The 16,872-nt window shown below is 51.5% G+C and carries 8 protein-coding genes and 1 tRNA gene; 6 read left to right on the top strand and 3 right to left on the bottom strand.

The window, feature by feature from the left end; translation table 11 throughout:
* Positions 1 to 6 precede the first annotated feature (6 nt).
* A complete protein-coding gene (locus tag E7746_RS04270; protein WP_136409953.1) occupies positions 7 to 4,644 on the bottom strand; it encodes a translocation/assembly module TamB domain-containing protein in 4,638 nt (1,545 codons plus the stop codon).
* Positions 4,645 to 4,824: 180 nt separating this feature from the next.
* Between E7746_RS04270 and tsaD the strand changes: the two genes are divergently transcribed.
* The 3 genes from tsaD to E7746_RS04255 all read left to right on the top strand — a co-directional run bounded on the left by tsaD (position 4,825) and on the right by E7746_RS04255 (position 7,294).
* Complete coding sequence (gene tsaD / locus E7746_RS04265; protein WP_136409952.1) at positions 4,825 to 5,841, top strand: tRNA (adenosine(37)-N6)-threonylcarbamoyltransferase complex transferase subunit TsaD; 1,017 nt, start codon at positions 4,825 to 4,827, stop codon at positions 5,839 to 5,841.
* 16 nt (positions 5,842 to 5,857) lie between these two features.
* Positions 5,858 to 7,138 carry a CinA family nicotinamide mononucleotide deamidase-related protein gene (locus E7746_RS04260; RefSeq protein WP_238337331.1) on the top strand — a complete coding sequence of 427 codons (1,281 nt, stop codon included), beginning with the start codon at positions 5,858 to 5,860 and terminating at the stop codon, positions 7,136 to 7,138.
* Positions 7,139 to 7,223: 85 nt separating this feature from the next.
* Positions 7,224 to 7,294: transfer RNA gene (locus tag E7746_RS04255), tRNA-Cys, on the top strand.
* Positions 7,295 to 7,475: 181 nt separating this feature from the next.
* Here the strand turns inward: E7746_RS04255 and E7746_RS04250 are convergent.
* Together E7746_RS04250 and E7746_RS04245 are read right to left on the bottom strand one after the other, a co-directional pair.
* Positions 7,476 to 9,614 (bottom strand): outer membrane beta-barrel protein, encoded by a 2,139-nt coding sequence (locus E7746_RS04250; protein ID WP_136409951.1) that lies wholly within the window; start codon positions 9,612 to 9,614, stop codon positions 7,476 to 7,478.
* A 996-nt stretch (positions 9,615 to 10,610) separates the two neighbouring features.
* Complete coding sequence (locus E7746_RS04245; RefSeq protein ID WP_123395896.1) at positions 10,611 to 12,686, bottom strand: glycoside hydrolase family 43 protein; 2,076 nt, start codon at positions 12,684 to 12,686, stop codon at positions 10,611 to 10,613.
* A gap of 206 nt (positions 12,687 to 12,892) precedes the next feature.
* On the opposite strand from E7746_RS04245, the gene E7746_RS04240 reads away from it, so the two are divergent.
* Genes E7746_RS04240 through ispE form a run of 3 tightly spaced genes read left to right on the top strand, consistent with a single transcriptional unit; the run spans position 12,893 to position 16,742 of the window.
* Positions 12,893 to 15,331 (top strand): thiol protease/hemagglutinin PrtT, encoded by a 2,439-nt coding sequence (locus tag E7746_RS04240; RefSeq protein ID WP_136409950.1) that lies wholly within the window; start codon positions 12,893 to 12,895, stop codon positions 15,329 to 15,331.
* Positions 15,328 to 15,897 (top strand): hypothetical protein, encoded by a 570-nt coding sequence (locus E7746_RS04235; RefSeq protein WP_136409949.1) that lies wholly within the window; start codon positions 15,328 to 15,330, stop codon positions 15,895 to 15,897. Before E7746_RS04240 ends, E7746_RS04235 begins: the two co-directional genes overlap by 4 nt.
* A gap of 11 nt (positions 15,898 to 15,908) precedes the next feature.
* Positions 15,909 to 16,742 (top strand): 4-(cytidine 5'-diphospho)-2-C-methyl-D-erythritol kinase, encoded by an 834-nt coding sequence (gene ispE / locus E7746_RS04230; RefSeq protein WP_136409948.1) that lies wholly within the window; start codon positions 15,909 to 15,911, stop codon positions 16,740 to 16,742.
* Positions 16,743 to 16,872 lie beyond the last annotated feature (130 nt).

Genomic DNA, 16,872 nt, shown 5'->3' with positions numbered 1-16,872 from the left:
CATCAATCATTGTCGTGGGACAATCATTAAAAGCGTATCGGTCACCTCTTCGCGCTCAAGCAGCTTCCTGTTCTTTTCGTTCTCGCTCTCCTTCTTGTCATCATCTTTGTCGTTGTTCTTTTTCTTCAGTCGTCGAAGGAACGAGAATATATTGTCGAAATCACGCTTGAACATGATGCCTACACCCTGTGTTGTTAACGCTGATTTCACATAATAGTTTTGGTCGTTGTAGCGATTATAGGCTTTAAGGCGTATATTTCCCGATTTATTGAGCAGATATTCTATATCAAAGTCACCGATAAACGAGTTATTGTTAAGTGCCTTGTCGCGATAGCCGAAGTTTCCGTTGAAGAGCAGTCGGTTGTTGAGCAGATAACTCGACAGCGCAAGATCGACCTCCATATCGCTGAAATCGCCTTTGTCGCTTCGGAAGTTAGGAGCTATGCTCCAGTTATCGCTAAGCTGACCGAGCATCGAGCTCAATTGCGACGATATTGTCGACGATGCCACCGATACCAGCTCATTGCCCTTGGTTGTCGCACCCATATAGTCGGGTGTATAGAAGCGGTTCAGCGCCAACAGATATATTATCTGTCGGTTCATCATGTCCTCGGTGCTCACGATACTCCTCACCTTGCGATAGGTGTCCTGAGTCAATGTCGGAAATTCAAGGTCGAAGCTTATGTCGGGCTGCTGCATGTCGCCCGACACCTTCAGCAGCGCATGCACGGGAACATTTGTGCGGTTCAGGTCCTTGTCCTGTAGGAACGACTCGTCAAGGTCGCTGAGGTTGGCGTTTACCGAATAGACCGCCTGAATGTCAAGAGTGGCCGCAAGCGGGTCGCCATGGAACGCTATCGAGCTGCCCGGCTTTATCGTGAAGTCCTTTATTATTATATCCTGAAGCGTGAAGTTATAGCTTCCCTGGGTGAGCGCGTATGAACCAAACATCTTCATCTCGTCGTTGGCCGATTCATACTCTATTCTGAGGTTTCCGTTACCGCGTGCACGCATACGGTCGCCGCCTATCGGGTCCATGACAAGTATCATCTCTCCGTCGGGGTTGGCGGCAACCTGAAGATTCATTCGGTACACCGTCGCCTGCTCCTCCTCATCGTTACGCTTCGACAGCCTATCCTTCAATCGCTTCACTGCCGCTATGCGCGGATCCTCGCCGGCATACTTTATGTCACCGTCAAGCTCGGCACGGTCGCGGAACGTGAGGAATGTGTACTCGCCCGCCGCCTCCGTATCCGAAAGCACAAATGTAAACGTAGAGTTGGGCGCCGTGGATATGTTCACGTTTATGTCTATGAAGCCGGGGATTCCCTTTACAAATGCTCCTCCGTTACAGAAAATGCGGCCAAACCAGTCGGGGCTTATGCGCTCGGTGACATCAAAGCACAGGAAGTTACGCGCATCGGTCACCCTGAACTCAAAGCGCGGTTTCTTGAAACACTCATGCGTCACCCATCCGTTAAGCTGCGCCTTATTGCCGAATATATCCTTCAACACGACATCATGGAAGTCGATTCGTCCGGGAGTAAGATGAATTGAATCGGTGCATGAGTAGTAGGTATTCACAAAGTCGAGCTTCAGCTTAAGATCCTCGGCATAGACCTCGCCCACCATGTCGATATACTTGAATGTACCGTATAGACGCGCCTTTCCCGAAGCGTAACCGCTTACATCGGATGTAAACGCCTCCATGAACGGACGCATGAACCTCACATCTATCTTATCGGCCGAGAAGTGGAAGTCAAGCGAGTCGTTTAGCGGGAATATGGCACCGTCGATATAGGAGCTTCGACCGTTGGGCTGCTTTATCTCGGCCTTTATAGCCACACCGCGTGTGGCATTGTCCCACTCGCTCACTATGTCGGCATTGCCGAGCATGGCCTGATTGTAGCTGATGCGCTCCACGTGCAGTCCCGGAGTGCGCAGATGCGGCTCCTTGCTGAAAAGATTTGAGGCGTAGAACTTACCTGTAGCAATGCCGCCAAACATGGCGTTTCCTATGTCAAGAGTTTCAAATATATAGTCAAGGTTGACATCGAGCAGCTGAAGACACACCTCGTCGTCATCGTTATCCGATGCTACGCCGTCGATTTTTATGTATTGCTTGTCACGGCTTACATCAAATCCGTTAACGGCGACATACTTGTCATGCACGTTGATCGATGACGGATGCACGCTCCATATCGTGTCGTTAAACACCATCTCGCTGGGATTTATGGCAATGTCGGTTACAAGTCCACCCTCTTCGTCACGGGTGAATAGCGACGACAGCTCCACGGCACCCTTGAACAGACGGCTGCGGTCAATGCTCCAGTTCAATGCCACATCGGCACGGTCCTCATGAGCCGATCCTTCCAGCGTTATGGAGGCATTGCCCTTTTTGGTGGGATATAACGTTGTGAAGTATAAGTCGGCGTCATGTTCACGACCTCTTACATCGACACGCAGCGCGGTGTTGTCGATGAACTTATCCTTCTGCATCAGATAAGGAGCATCGATGTCAAGTGTAATGGTGGTGTCACGCGAATCTATCATTCCCGCAACCGTCACGGGATGCAATATTCTTACCGGAGAGCGGAAAAAGTTAAGCCACTCGGCAGTGGTTTCATTCTCCTTCAACTCGAGATTGAGCCTCATGTCAAGTGACGCTGGCTCCTCTTTCTTAGATTTCCGCGACTTTGTACGCTTGGTCGATTTTGTGGTTTCCTCGGCAAAAAACACAGGGAACACATTGCGCATTATACCACGGCCCACCGGCACTATGTCCTTAAATCGATAGTGGCCTTCGATGCGGCCGTCAATAACATCCGACTTTATGTCGATGAATTGCGGTGATGTAGAGCCCGATGCCTCAAGCGCGAAGTCGGAAAGCCTTATTCCGTTATCCGACTCGTTCACAAAACTGAAGTCACGCAAGTTTATGTCACCGTCCATGCTCTCGACATCGGCGCCGTTCAACGATGCCGTTACGACGCATGAAAGGTTGTATCCGTCATAGGCCGGAGTAAGATTCAAGGCGTGGGGATTGATGCGATTTATATCGGCGTGCAGGTCGCAGGAGTAATTGTCCTTTACGAAATCCATGCTTCCGGCAATCTGCATGTCGATGTTTTCGTCACGTGAAATCAATGTACCGCCAAGCAGCTTGTCATCAAGCGACAACGACATCTCTACATCGTCGTAAGTGTAGCCTTTGTAAATGAACCGCCCTATTACACCGTCAAGAGTGCCTGAAACACCCTTTTTGGTAAAATCGGCGTGAGCCTTAACGTTAAGGCCTATGGTGCCTATGTCACGCTTGCCTATCAACTCGCCCAATGAGAAATTTTCGGTAACCACCTCTGCGTTAACGCACGGCGAACCGTGTTCGTCAAGATGCTCGTAATCGGCATTGATGTCAAGAGTGCCGAGCGATGTAGCAGCCGTACCGTCAAATGCGGCATATCCCGGATAGCCGTTGAATGCTCCGCGCATATTGAAATTACCGATATTCAGTATAATCTCGGCAAGCTTGGGGCTCAGCGGCTTGAATGCACTTGCCAAATCAAGCACATCGGAGCCGTAGGCCGTGACATCAAACACCGGGAAGTCGATCGTGAGCGAATCGACACGGGGCAACCCGGCTACACCGCCCACAATATTTGCTTTCAAGCTGTTGTCGGCCGCATTCAGCATGAATCGATTCACGACTATGGAATCGACAGGGCCGTCGATGTCGGCATAAATTGACACCGGCATATCAAGAGGAGCCAGTGCCGACACAAGCGGCGAAAAGTCTTTGGGTGAGATGTGCGAGCCTTCAAGAATCGACAGGTTGAAGGGAATGCCGAGCAATCGCGACTTCAAGTCCTGCCATCCGTCATATTGCACCGAAAGCTCACCTAACCGGAGTTCCGACGACGGCATGACAAGAGCAAAGTCATCGACCTTTATTCCCAAGTCCGACACAAGGAATTTTCCCTTGAGCGACTCGATGCGCAACCCCGAACGCTCGGCAAGGGCAAGACGCTTGAGGTCAACCGAGTAATCGTCATTTTTAATTCGAGGAAGCAGTATGTCGGCCTTTATGTCATAGACCCGCAGATGGTTGAAGTCGAGAGTCCGGCCGGGTTTACGTTCGGCGTTAATGACATCATACGACACAGCGCCCTGGCGTATGACTATGTTATTGATGCGCAGGTCGTAGAATGTAGGGTTATCGTCATTCTTCGGTGGGTTCAGTCGGTCGATAATCGGCTGTATGTTAAGCGGAGCGTTTGACGAGTCGCGCGACAGACGCGCATCGACACCAATCAGCTCGGCAAACGAGATTACAACTCTGCCGTCAAAAATAAGCTTGCCAAGCATTATACCGGCGCCAAGTCGCTTTACGCGCAATGCCGTGTCGCCGGGTGCCACCTCAACAGTCACGTCATTTGCCGCCAACTTGTTGAACGGACTTATGTTCACCGAGCCTATGCTCACGTTGGCTCCGAGAAGCTGCGTAAGCTCACGCTCTCCTATGTGACATATATGTTTTTGCACCGACGGTAACGACAGCACTAAATATAGCATCGCAGGCACAAGGATGACTACCGCCAGAACGCTTACGATAATAGTACGTATTACCTTATATAATCGAGTCATTAAAAATCACTGAAAATCACTGCAAACTTACACAAAAACGCGCTAAAATGCCAATAAAAGGCCAACAAATTCACAAGTCACAGGCAAATACATTTGTCGACCCGCAATAGTTGCACTCAATTGTTTTGAAATAATTGAGCAAATAAATAACTTTGCATCCTGAATTTTGGTTATTATAACATGAGCATAATCATCCTTGGAATAGAATCGTCATGCGACGACACCTCAGCAGCGGTAATACGCGACGGAATCCTGTTAAGCAACGTAATAGCAAGCCAGAAAGTACATGAAGAGTATGGCGGCGTGGTGCCCGAACTCGCATCCCGCGCCCACCAGCAGAACATCGTGCCGGTAGTCGACACAGCCATCAAGCGGGCCGGAATCGACAAGCACGATCTGTCGGCTATTGCGTTCACCCGCGGTCCCGGTTTGTTAGGCTCGCTCCTTGTGGGTACTTCATTTGCCAAGGGTCTGTCGCTCGGACTCGGAGTTCCCATCATCGATGTGAATCATCTGCACGGTCATGTGTTGTCACACTTCATCCGCACCGAGCCCGACGATGTAGTTCCCGAATTTCCATATATATGCCTGTTGATTTCGGGAGGCAACTCCCAGATAATACTGGTCAAAAGTCCGTCGGACATGGAAGTGCTCGGACAGACAATCGACGATGCCGCCGGTGAGGCATTCGACAAGTGCGCCAAGGTCATGGGACTCCCCTATCCCGGCGGACCGCACATCGACCGCCTTGCAGCCGAAGGCGATCCCAAGCGATTCAAATTTGCCAAGCCGCACATCGCAGGCCTCGATTATAGCTTCAGCGGGCTGAAGACATCGTTTCTATACACACTGCGCGACAACATCAAGCTCGACCCCGACTTCATCGAGAAAAACAAAGCCGACCTGGCCGCATCGCTTCAATCGACAATAATAGAGATTCTCCTCGACAAGCTGCGCAAAGCAGTCGACATGACCGGAGTGAAGACCGTAGCCATAGGTGGAGGCGTGTCGGCCAATTCAGGAGTGCGAAAAGCCGTGGCCGACTACTGCGAGGCACGTAACCTGACCGCATTCATCCCTCAACGCACATTCACCACCGACAATGCCGCAATGGTGGCCATAGCCGGACACTTCAAATACCTTGACGGAATTTTCTGCAACTACGACGAGGCTCCCTACGCCCGAGTAAAGATATAAACCAAAACCGACATAAATGATGAACATTTCAATCATAGCCATAGGCGACGAGCTCCTTATAGGGCAAGTTATCGACACCAATTCAGGCGACATTGCACGACGCATAAATCCGCTCGGATGGAAAGTCAACGATGTGCAGGTCGTTGCCGACGATGCCGATGAAATAAAACGCGCCATCGATCGCGCATTTGAAACAAGCGACATCGTAATAACCACCGGCGGCCTCGGCCCGACAAAGGACGACATAACCAAAACCACACTGTGCCAATACTTCGGAGGCGAGATGGTCGAGAATCCCGATGTGCTTGAAAACGTAAAGCAGGTTATCGCCGACCGCGGCCTGGTGCTCAACGACCTTACAGCGCGTCAGGCCATCGTTCCGTCATCGTGCAATGTCATCCAAAACATCGTGGGCACAGCACCCATAATGTGGTGGGAGCGCAACGGAAAGGTTCTCGTGTCGATGCCGGGAGTGCCCTTTGAAACACGCGAAATGCTCGACGCTGCGGTTCTGCCAATGTTGATTGAGAAATTCCCGACCAATACGGCCATCGAACATCGCACGCTAATGGTGGTAGGCTACAGCGAGTCGCTGCTTGCCATGAAAATTGCCGACTGGGAGGAGTCGCTGCCTCCGTTCCTTCACCTCGCATATCTCCCCAAGCCCGGCCTTGTAAGGCTGCGCATCGACGGACAGCATCAGGACAAGGCTCTGCTGATAAGCGAAATCAACCATTATCACAACCATCTCGTGAAAATGCTGGGCGACAACGTGCTATTTGACGACGATGTACCAGTCGAGGAAATACTGCTGCTCGAGCTCAAAGCGCACGGCCTCACACTGTCAACCGCCGAAAGCTGTACGGGTGGCAACATTGCCCACCTGCTCACCTCGGTTCCGGGAAGTTCGGCAGTCTTCAACGGTGGTGTGGTCGCCTACAGCAACGATGTGAAGCGCAACATACTCGGAGTATCGGCACAGACTCTTGAGGAGTGCGGAGCTGTGAGCCGCGAAGTTGTCGAGCAGATGGTGATAGGCGCCTGCCAGGCAATGAAGTCGGATTGCGCCATTGCAACCTCGGGAATAGCCGGACCGTCGGGAGGAAGCGACAAAAAGCCCGTAGGCACCGTTTGCATAGCCGTAAAGACCCCCGGAGGCATTATCAGCATGAGCCATCACTTCCCCGGCAACCGTCAACGTGTGATAGTAAGGGCATCAATGACCGCACTGATTCTCGCAATAGAACAGATCCGCGCATTGCCTAAGCATCAGATTTCAAGCACAGTAGAGGAATAAGGATATTTTTATCTCAAATTTTTTACATTGCGCATTTGCACATCTGAAAAATTGATTGTAAATTTGCACTCGCTAACCGCAACAAGGTTCCTTGGCCGAGTGGTTAGGCGCCGGTCTGCAAAACCGTTTACAGCAGTTCGAATCTGCTAGGAACCTCAAAGGCTCGCTTTCGCGAGCCTTTTTTATTTTCCCCCGGTAGGGACGCGATACATCGCGTCCGCATCAATATCATCATTTGTCACCCCGTCCCTACGTTTCATTTTATACACCCAAAAAATTTCGGAACAGCATAAAAAAATTGTCGATGCAACCAAGATAGGTTGCATCGACAACAACATTATTCAACTATATGTGTCTGATGTTTGTAGTTGCGCACCTTTTTGCCCCGGGCAAGCCGGTAGGCTATGTAGAAATTTATCATGTTGTTGGAGCGGAAATTCGCATCGCTCCATCCCACGGTGTTGAGCGCGGGCGAGTAGCGATAGGTGTGTGCCTTGCCCGGCATGAAGTGTATGTCGGGGCTCCACAATACCGATAACTGCAGTCGGTTGTTAAGGAAGTTCTTCTGCAGGGCTAATCCGAATCCGTCGCGCAACTCCCAATAGCGCGACTGAGGAGTGATAGTGCTGCTTCCGATTATTCCGTAGCTGAGTACACAGTCCATCGCTATAGGGGCCACGCGGTAGATCATGTACCAGTCGGCTGTGGGAATCCACTTCTCGCGTCGGTAGTTCATGTAACGCGCCGTGGTTCCGGTGAGCGACCCGGCCAGTGCACTCTCCACCCTGTCGGAGAACCTCTTGTTGTAGTTGATGCGGAACTTCCACTGGTTGAAATGTCCATTTTCGGGAATGGTGACGGCATAGGGAATGCGCTCGCCGGAAGTTCCGTTCATGTAGGCAGCCTCGGTGATGTCGTAGATGGAGCCGTCGCCGTGGGTGAATGTAGTCGACAGCGTGAGCGAGCTGAAGAACGTGAGGTTGAGCATGACGCTGTGGGTGGTGGTGGCCTTCAGCGACGGATTGCCCGACTGGTACTCCAGCGAATCGGTGAACTGACCGTAGCCCGACATCTGTATGAGGTTGGGGCTCGACGAGCTTGCACTATACACCAGCTGTGTCACAAACTTCTTGCTCGGGCGCCAGAATGCGTTGGCCTGAAGTCGCGGCTTTACGCTCGTCGTGTGGGTGTCGCCCTCGCTGTTGTGGTACACAAACACTCCGACATTGGCGGTCAGCGACAGCTTGTTTGACGGGAAGTACTGCAGCGATGCGTAGGTTGTGCTGCTTATCACCGAGTTGTTGCTTAACACGATATCGGTGCCGAGGCGCTTCTCCTTGTAGTCCATCGAAAGCAATGTTTCCGACAGGTCGAGTCCCGCCTTGCCGCCAAAGAGCGTTCGGTAGGCGCTGAAGTTGCCCCAAAAATAATCGGAGCTTTTGCGGCGCAGGTCGTCGACCGAGTATCCGCTCGTGCGCGACACGTTGCGCTTGTAGTCCCATGCCGATGTGTTGTAGGTGAGCGAGGTGTTTATGTTCCACTTGCCCACAAGGCCACGGTGATATATTCCGAACGCCCATCCGAGGTAGTTGTTCTCAATCAACCGCGATATGTGTCCGATGGTGTCGCGCAGCACCGAGTTGATGTTGCCGGTGACCATTCGGCTTTTAAGCGTGCGGTCGAAACCGGTGGTGCTTACGCCAACCAGCGCCGACACTATGTGCCTGTCGTTTATGCGGTAGTCGACAGCAGTTTCGAGAGCCAGACTGCGGCGGCGCATCAAGTCGGTGGGATCCCTGGGGTCCTGCTCAAGCATGCGCTCCTCGTAGTTGTTGAGCGGGAATGTCCTGGTGGTGTAGGTCGACATTCCCGACTGTTCCCATTGCCATGAGGCGTCGGCCTGCACGTTCCACTTATCCTCGGTGTAGGTGAAGTCGGCCCACGGACTCGTCTTGTTGAAGTCCCTTCCCCGTCCGTTTACACCGTCGGGGCGTATCCACGTGTTGCCACCGATGTTGAACTCGGAGCCACGGTAGGTGGGGCGCGTGTGGAAGTTGATGAGCGCGTCGTAGCCCGAGTACTTTCCCGTGGGCTGGTGCACCACATCGATGCGGTCGAAGCGGTTGGGCGACTGCCGCTTTATGTAGTCGGCTCCGCGCTCAATGCTGTCGACGAGGAGCACGATGTTGCTCGACCCGAGATAGGTGAGATCATGGCTCACCGGGTTGTAGAAAGCCCCGTTGACCCGCATCAGTAGCTCGCCGGCCGTCCTGAGTCCCCGCTTCATATCCTGTGTTATCATATAGGAGTCGCGAGTCCCTCGGTGGCTTATCGTGCTTGCCTCGACCGTTACCTCATCGAGCGACACGGCGGGCTTTATGCTGTCAACATTCACCGAGTCGGCGGGAGCGAGGCTAATTTGTCGGGGTGAGGCGTTGCCCGAAGCATGGAGGTCGCACATCAGCAGACACGACACGATGAATGAAAATCATATAATCAATAATAGTGATGAATTTTTCATACAGGTTGAAGTTTTTTATTGCTGCAAAGGGAGTAAAATAAGTTTATCAATCAAAATTTTTCAGTGTGCAAAAAGTGTGCATTTTGCACATGAGCTATTCCGGCAGTGTGCAAAAAGTGTGCATGCTGATAGTTATTGCGCTGATGATTAATCATATAATTCAACATCATGCTTCGGGGTGTTGAAAATGGGATGAATGGTTTCATTGTCGTTTTATTTGCATACAAAGGAATGAATCGTTGTTTATATTTGCAAGTTTTCAATTTCGCAAAAATTCGCAAAGCTTAAGATTTAACAATTGTGAATTTCGCAAAAATTCGCAAAATCGGCTTAACTTGCTTGGTGTTAGTTGATAAGCCGTGAGGCGCGGGATTGCAGTTGTTATCATTTGTGTTTAATTTTTTCCGCAAATGAAGTTAAATGGGGTTATCTTCGCAAATTTTTTCCTTGACAAATCCTTGACAAGTTCATTTTGGGGGCCTTGACAGATTCTTGACAGAATGATAATCGTGCTTGTATTTTTTTCATATACGGAGTGATTTTTTTGTTTCTGCAAAGAGAGTTAAATTGGCTTTAATATCCAAATTTTCGATTGCGCAAATATTTCGCAAATGAAAAATGTTACAAATCGCATTTCGCAGATATTTTGCAGGGTTGTGGTAATGGGCTTGAGGATAGTGTGTTATGCCGAGGCGAGGATTGAGCGTTATGTTTCGTATGTAACAAATGGATAGGGGTGAATATTACCCGGGTTAGTGCCGAGTTGGAGGACAGAGGTTGCTGGTGCATGGGGTGCAACCCGCAAAGTGTTGAGGGACGAGGGGTCGTTCGCGTCCACGGGTAGGCCTACGGCCAACCCGCGGTTAAGTACAGGGTGCATATAAACAAAAGACTGCCGGCGAGGGGAATCCTCATCGGCAGTCTTTCTATATCAGGTTAAAATTCTATCGTTTATTCTTCCCAGCGAAGAACAGCACCGTTGCGGCGAGCGGGATCGGCTCCGGTGTAGTCCATCGAATAGGGACTTCCGGTTGTGGGGCTCTTGCCTACGTAACGGTGATTGCGCATCGACATGAGCATGAATTCACGGTTGAGATAGTCCTGCCACATGAACTCTTCGGCAAGATTTATGTCGTCGGTTAAACGAACATCACCCGGCAAACCGAATCCGGAGGAGAACACGTAACGACCATCGGCACACTGCAGAATCACCTTTCCGTTTCCACGGTCGATGACACGGAAGCGGGTCTGCGGCGAATCATTGTCGGCAGCCGTGTCATACATGAGTCCGTGGGGTGTGGCGTGCATCGGAAGACCGGTGGCCACGTTTATTATGCGGAAGGTCTTGCCAAACGGGATGTAACCGGTGCGGTCGGCCTTGGGTTCCTCCACGGTAAAGTTGTCAAACTCGGCATATCCACCGTTCTTTCCAAGCTTATTGAATGCAAACAGCGACAGGCGTGCGCCCTGGAATGTGATAAGCTGATAGCTCAAAGTCATTTCGCGTCCAAGCTGATGAAACTCTTTTCCGTCAAGTGAGTAGGCATAGTGTCCCTTATCGTTGTCGAAATCACCTACAAATCGCAACCATATACGGTTGTCGGGAAGCACGACGGGAGTGTCGATAGTGTCGTTGTCGAGCTGCTCAAACCAACGCAATGTGAGCGTCTTGCCATCCTTGACAATTCCGGCCCATGAGCATGGAACGTTTATGTTGCCGAGTCCGCACACATCACCGTCCTTAAGATTCTTCACATCAAGTTCTACAGTGGTTATTGACTCGGGGCCTATTGCACGCTGGGTGAGAGTGTTGCGGGCCCACATCAGCTGGTCGGCAGGCATTGTGCGCAATCGGAGCTTACCGCCGGTGAGGCTCCACATCTTGTCATCGGGATTGTGATTCCACTGCCACACACGGGCAAGGGTCTTTCCATCAAAGTTGTCGCTGCGCTCATAGGGAGCATGAGGCACTTCGGTGTCGCGATAGGGAGTGTTGGGCTTCAGCCATGTGCGGGGCGAGCGACCGAGATTTCCCTCAAGACCAAGCATGGGCCATCCGTCCTTCCAGGTGATAGGAGCCAGAGTCACGGTGCGTCCCAGCGAGTGGAAGTCCATCATGAGCAGTGCCCACCACTGACCGTCGGGAGTCGACACGATGCCGCCCTGATGAATGTTGGAAGCCCTCACCTTGTCGGGATCGGGAGGCGTGATGCTCACAGGATATCCGTCGGGCATGATGCGACCCTTAATCTCGGTCATGGGCGAAGCGTGGTAACCGAATGTTTCATCGGCCGTTATCACACAGGTTTCATAGGGTCCCCAGATGCTCTTGGAGCGCGAACAGAGTGTGCGTCCGTTGGGAACATAGTCGGTTGATATAAGATAGTACATTCCGTCAATCTTGTACATGTGATGGCCTTCGCCCACAGCACTGCCTTCGGGGATGATTACGCGCTCGGTTTCTTCAATCGGGCCGCTCATGTCGGGCTTCAGCTCGGTGCACTTCACCTCACCGTAGCCGTGTATTGCGTATATCTTGCCGTCATCGTCAAAGAGGACGCTGAGGTCGTAGATGCGACCGTTCATGTTAATGTGTTTCCACGGACCCTCGATCTTGTCGCTGACAAAGCACTGAAGCCCCTTGCCGTTGACATTGGAGTAGATGTAGAACTTGCCGTCATGATAGCGGATGCAAGGCGCCCATATACCCTGTCCGTAAATCTCTTTTCCATTCTTAAGCGAAAATGCATCGTCGTCAAAGTCAAACCGGTCGAAGCAGTAAGCCACATTCTCCCAGTTTACAAGGTCGCGCGAGTGAAGTATCACAAGTCCGGGAACAGTGTGCATAGTAGTGCCTACGAGGTAGTAGTCATCGCCCACGCGCAATATGTCAGGGTCGGAAAATTCATCGTACATCAAAGGATTGGTAAATGTGCCGTTGCCATTGTCGGCCGTCCATGATTTGGTCTGGGCGAATGCACCGATAGCCGAAATCAGGAGTGCAATAATTAGAACTGTCTTCTTCATAAAATAAATAAGGATATTAGAACTGTCTTCTTCGTAAATAGGTATTATGTGCAAATATAGTCACTAATCGCCAAATGAGTCCAATATATTAAGTAAAATTATATAATTATGCCACCATCTTCATTTATCATTAATATTTATAGAATATGATTAGCAAAAATATCATAATTTAACTATTTTTGCAGAATAACAATTAATGCCACTGTATGAAGAAATCTTTACTCCTTCTATTCTCCGCAATCATCACTGCCGGCTACTGTCAAGCCGAGCAATTAACCCCCGAGCAGGCGCTCGCCCGTGTCAGGACGGCCGCAGGACCTCAATCAAGAGCCGTCGACATGACGCGGATGTCAAATTTGGTCTACACGGCCAAGACCGACGACAATGCCGACCTGTACATATTCAATGCATCGGCCGGCGACGGATATATGATAGTGTCGGCCGACGACTGCGCAGCTCCATTGCTTGGATATACCGACAAGGGAGATTTCGACCCCCGCAACATGCCCGACAACCTCAAGGCATGGATTGAAGGCTACCAACGACAGATAGCTTGGGCTTCGGCACGCGGAATCCGCTACGAGGCAGGCTCATCGTCGTCACGCACCGAAGTGGCTCCGCTCGTGAAGACAAAGTGGGACCAAGGAGCGCCTTACAACAACAAATGTCCGCTCGTCGGGTCGACCCGCACCTATACCGGCTGTGTGGCAACAGCCATGGCCCAGGTGATGAAGTACCATGAATGGCCTACAAGAGGCACCGGCTCGCACTCCTACACCTGGACTACCGAAAATGGCGAAAAGAAAACTCTCTCGGCAAGCTTCAACACCGCCTACGACTGGGCCAACATGCTCGACGAGTACACCTCGACAAGCACCACAGCCCAGAATGACGCTGTAGCGAAGCTTATGTATAACTGCGGCGTAAGTGTCGACATGGGCTACGGCACCGGTGCCAGCGGAGCGCAGTCATCAAAGATTCCCGGAGCTCTGTCAACCTATTTCGGCTATGACAAAGGGATGGCCTACCTGCAGCGCGACTGCTACGGCATCAACCAGTGGGAGGAGATCATATACAACGAACTCGCAGCCAAGCGTCCGGTACTCTACGACGGTATATCCAATTTAGGACAAGACAACCAGGTGGGACACGAATTTGTGTGTGACGGATACCGCGACGGATATTACCACATCAACTGGGGATGGAGCGGAATGAGCGACGGATACTTCAAGCTCACGGCTCTCGACCCGGGCAGCCAGGGCACAGGCGGCGGCGCAAGCGGATTCAATTACGGACAAGGAGCCATTGTGGGAATCAAGAAGGCCGAAGAGGGCTCAAAGGCACCTATAATGTTCTACATGGGTGAAAACTGGGAAGTGACTCCCGAAACATCGTCACGCAACACCAACACCGCCCTCACCTTCACCGGATTCTACAACTACAGCACCGAAACCTATAACGTGGTATACGGCCTCAAGCTGGTCAATGCATCAGGCAATGCCTCCTATATAAAATCGAACAATTATAAAAACTCCATGGAAGCAGGTTACGGTTACTCCACTTACGAGATAAATTCCAACCAAATAACCGTCACCGGATCCTATAAAGTTTATCCTGCCGTATATATAGAAGATGCCAAGACATGGCACGATGTGTTGATGCCCATATACAACACCCCCTATCTCAACCTCACGGCAACACCGGCAACCCTCTCGTTCTCGGAGCCTGACATAGCAAGCGACTTCACAATCAGTGACATGAAGCTCGAAACACCGTTGTTCTATAACACCACATTCACAATCACAGCCAATGTCGAAAACCGCGGACGCGAATATTACGACTTCATATCGACAGCACTTCTGCGCACCGGAACCAATAACGTTCTCGCCCAATCGGAAAGCATGCTGCTTGATGTCCCGGCCAACGAAACGATGAAGCTGAACTATACATCAAAGTTCACCGACAAGCTGATGGCAGGAACCTACGACTTGGTGCTCTTGTCGTCGGACGGTGAAATAATAAGCGCCCGACTTCCCGTCGAGTACAGCACCGCATCGACCGAAATAACCATCAACGACTTCAAGCTCGCCAATGAAAATGCCAATTCGGTGCCGATGAACGACATCAGATTCACCGGTTTATTGACCTGCAAATCGGGATTCTTCAACAATGTACTCACAGTGGCACTCTTTGCAAGCGGAAGCAACACTTCGGTAGCGGCATTCAACACCGACCCCATTACAGCCAAAGCGGGTGAAACCGTGACATTCACAGCCACCGGTTCATTCCTCAACGGAACCGTAGGTTCGACCTATCTGGCCTATCTGTTCCAGAACAGCACCCAGCTCACACGCACAAAGGTGTCATTCACCCTTGCAAAGCCTCTCGGCATCGAAGACATAACCGATGACGGAGGATGCACCCTCTACCCCAACCCGGCCGTCGACAACGTTACAATAAGCGCCGACAGCCCCATAACCTCGGTAGAACTCTTCACACTCAACGGCTCACAGGCAATGAAGCAGGCGGTCAACGGCTCGTCGACATCGATCGACCTCAATGTATCGTCACTGCCCCAGGGCATCTACATCGTGAGAATAGTCACCGGCAACAAGACAATCACCAAACGGCTTATAAAGCAATGAAACATCTGACAGTCAAGTCGGTCGTAATAGCATTGGCATTACTGACCGTCAACTGCTCGACAACAAAAAGGGATGGACGCGACAACGCGCCCATCCCCTCAGTTTCGGCCCAACACAAAAACGCAATGTCATCACCCTCTCAGGCGGGCGTAATGCCCAAGGCCCACATCTACAAGACCAACGGCAATTACAACGACAATGTACCCGTAACGATGAACGCCGACGGCAGTCAACTCATATCCTATCCCGCCCCGAGCGACATAAGCAGCGCGTCAGCTCCCCTGCCTCTCGCCGACGGATATCTCCTCGACCGACGGGGAATAAGCCCCACTACGGCATTCACCTCCTACACCTACAGCCGTTACTCGGCACTGTCAACAGCCCCCGATGCGTCACAGCTCATAAAGTCGATAATACCCGGAGCCAAGGTGACCGAGATAGTGGAGCTTCCGATGACCACATCGCAGGCGGCAACCGACACCGCCCGTTGCAACAGCCTTATACGCGAAGGCCTTCCCGGCTGCAAAGTCCTCATGGCCCCGCAAGTATATCACCTGCAAGAATAATACACTGCGACATGATACTGTTTCCCAATGCCAAGATCAATCTGGGTCTGTACATAACGCGTCGCCGCGACGACGGCTATCACGACCTCTCGACTTGCTTCTATCCGGTAAAGTGGCGTGACATACTCGAAATCGTGCCCGCTCACGGCGACACCACCACTCTCACCGTGACAGGCCGAAAAGTAGAGTGTGAGCCTGAAAAGAACCTTGTGATGAAAGCCTACAGGGCGCTCGACAGCGTTGTCCCCCTACCTCCGGTCGACATCTATCTGCACAAGGTGATTCCCGACGGAGCCGGACTGGGAGGCGGCAGTGCCGATGCGGCGTTCACCCTGCTCGGCCTCAACGAGCTGCTGCAACTCGAGCTGCCCAAGGAGCGTCTTGCCTCCATAGCGTCGACTGTAGGTGCCGATTGTCCCTTCTTCATCTACAACACGCCGATGCTCGCAACCGGCATAGGCGACATATTCACTCCCGCCGACATCGACCTGAGCGACTATTGCATCGCAATTGTCAAGCCCCATGCGTCAGTGTCGACACGCGAAGCCTATTCGGGAGTCACTCCGCGACTGCCGTCGCTGCCGCTCGACATGGCGCTGGCCATGCCCGTTGAGTCGTGGCGCGACAACGTTGCCAATGACTTTGAGGAGTCAATATTCCCATCCCACCCCGAAATAAGCGAGGTAAAATCGATGCTCTACGACCTCGGAGCCGTCTATGCATCGATGAGCGGCTCGGGAGCCTCGGTGTTCGGCCTGTTTCCTGCATCACGTGGTGACATATTGGCAGATGAGCTTAACCGGCTCTTCAAAGGATGTGACATACATTGTTCGCCACTCGCTTAACAGCCTTTAAAATGAACGTTCCAAGCCCAAAGTTGTTATGATTTTATAGATAATGTGCAAAAACGGGCATTTTTGGCAATGTTTTTGCACTCAACATTACAGCTAACTGAAATCAATAAAATCATTACGA

Source organism: Muribaculum gordoncarteri (assembly GCF_004803695.1).
GTDB lineage: Bacteria > Bacteroidota > Bacteroidia > Bacteroidales > Muribaculaceae > Muribaculum > Muribaculum gordoncarteri.
This window is presented reverse-complemented; position numbering and strand designations above follow the sequence as displayed.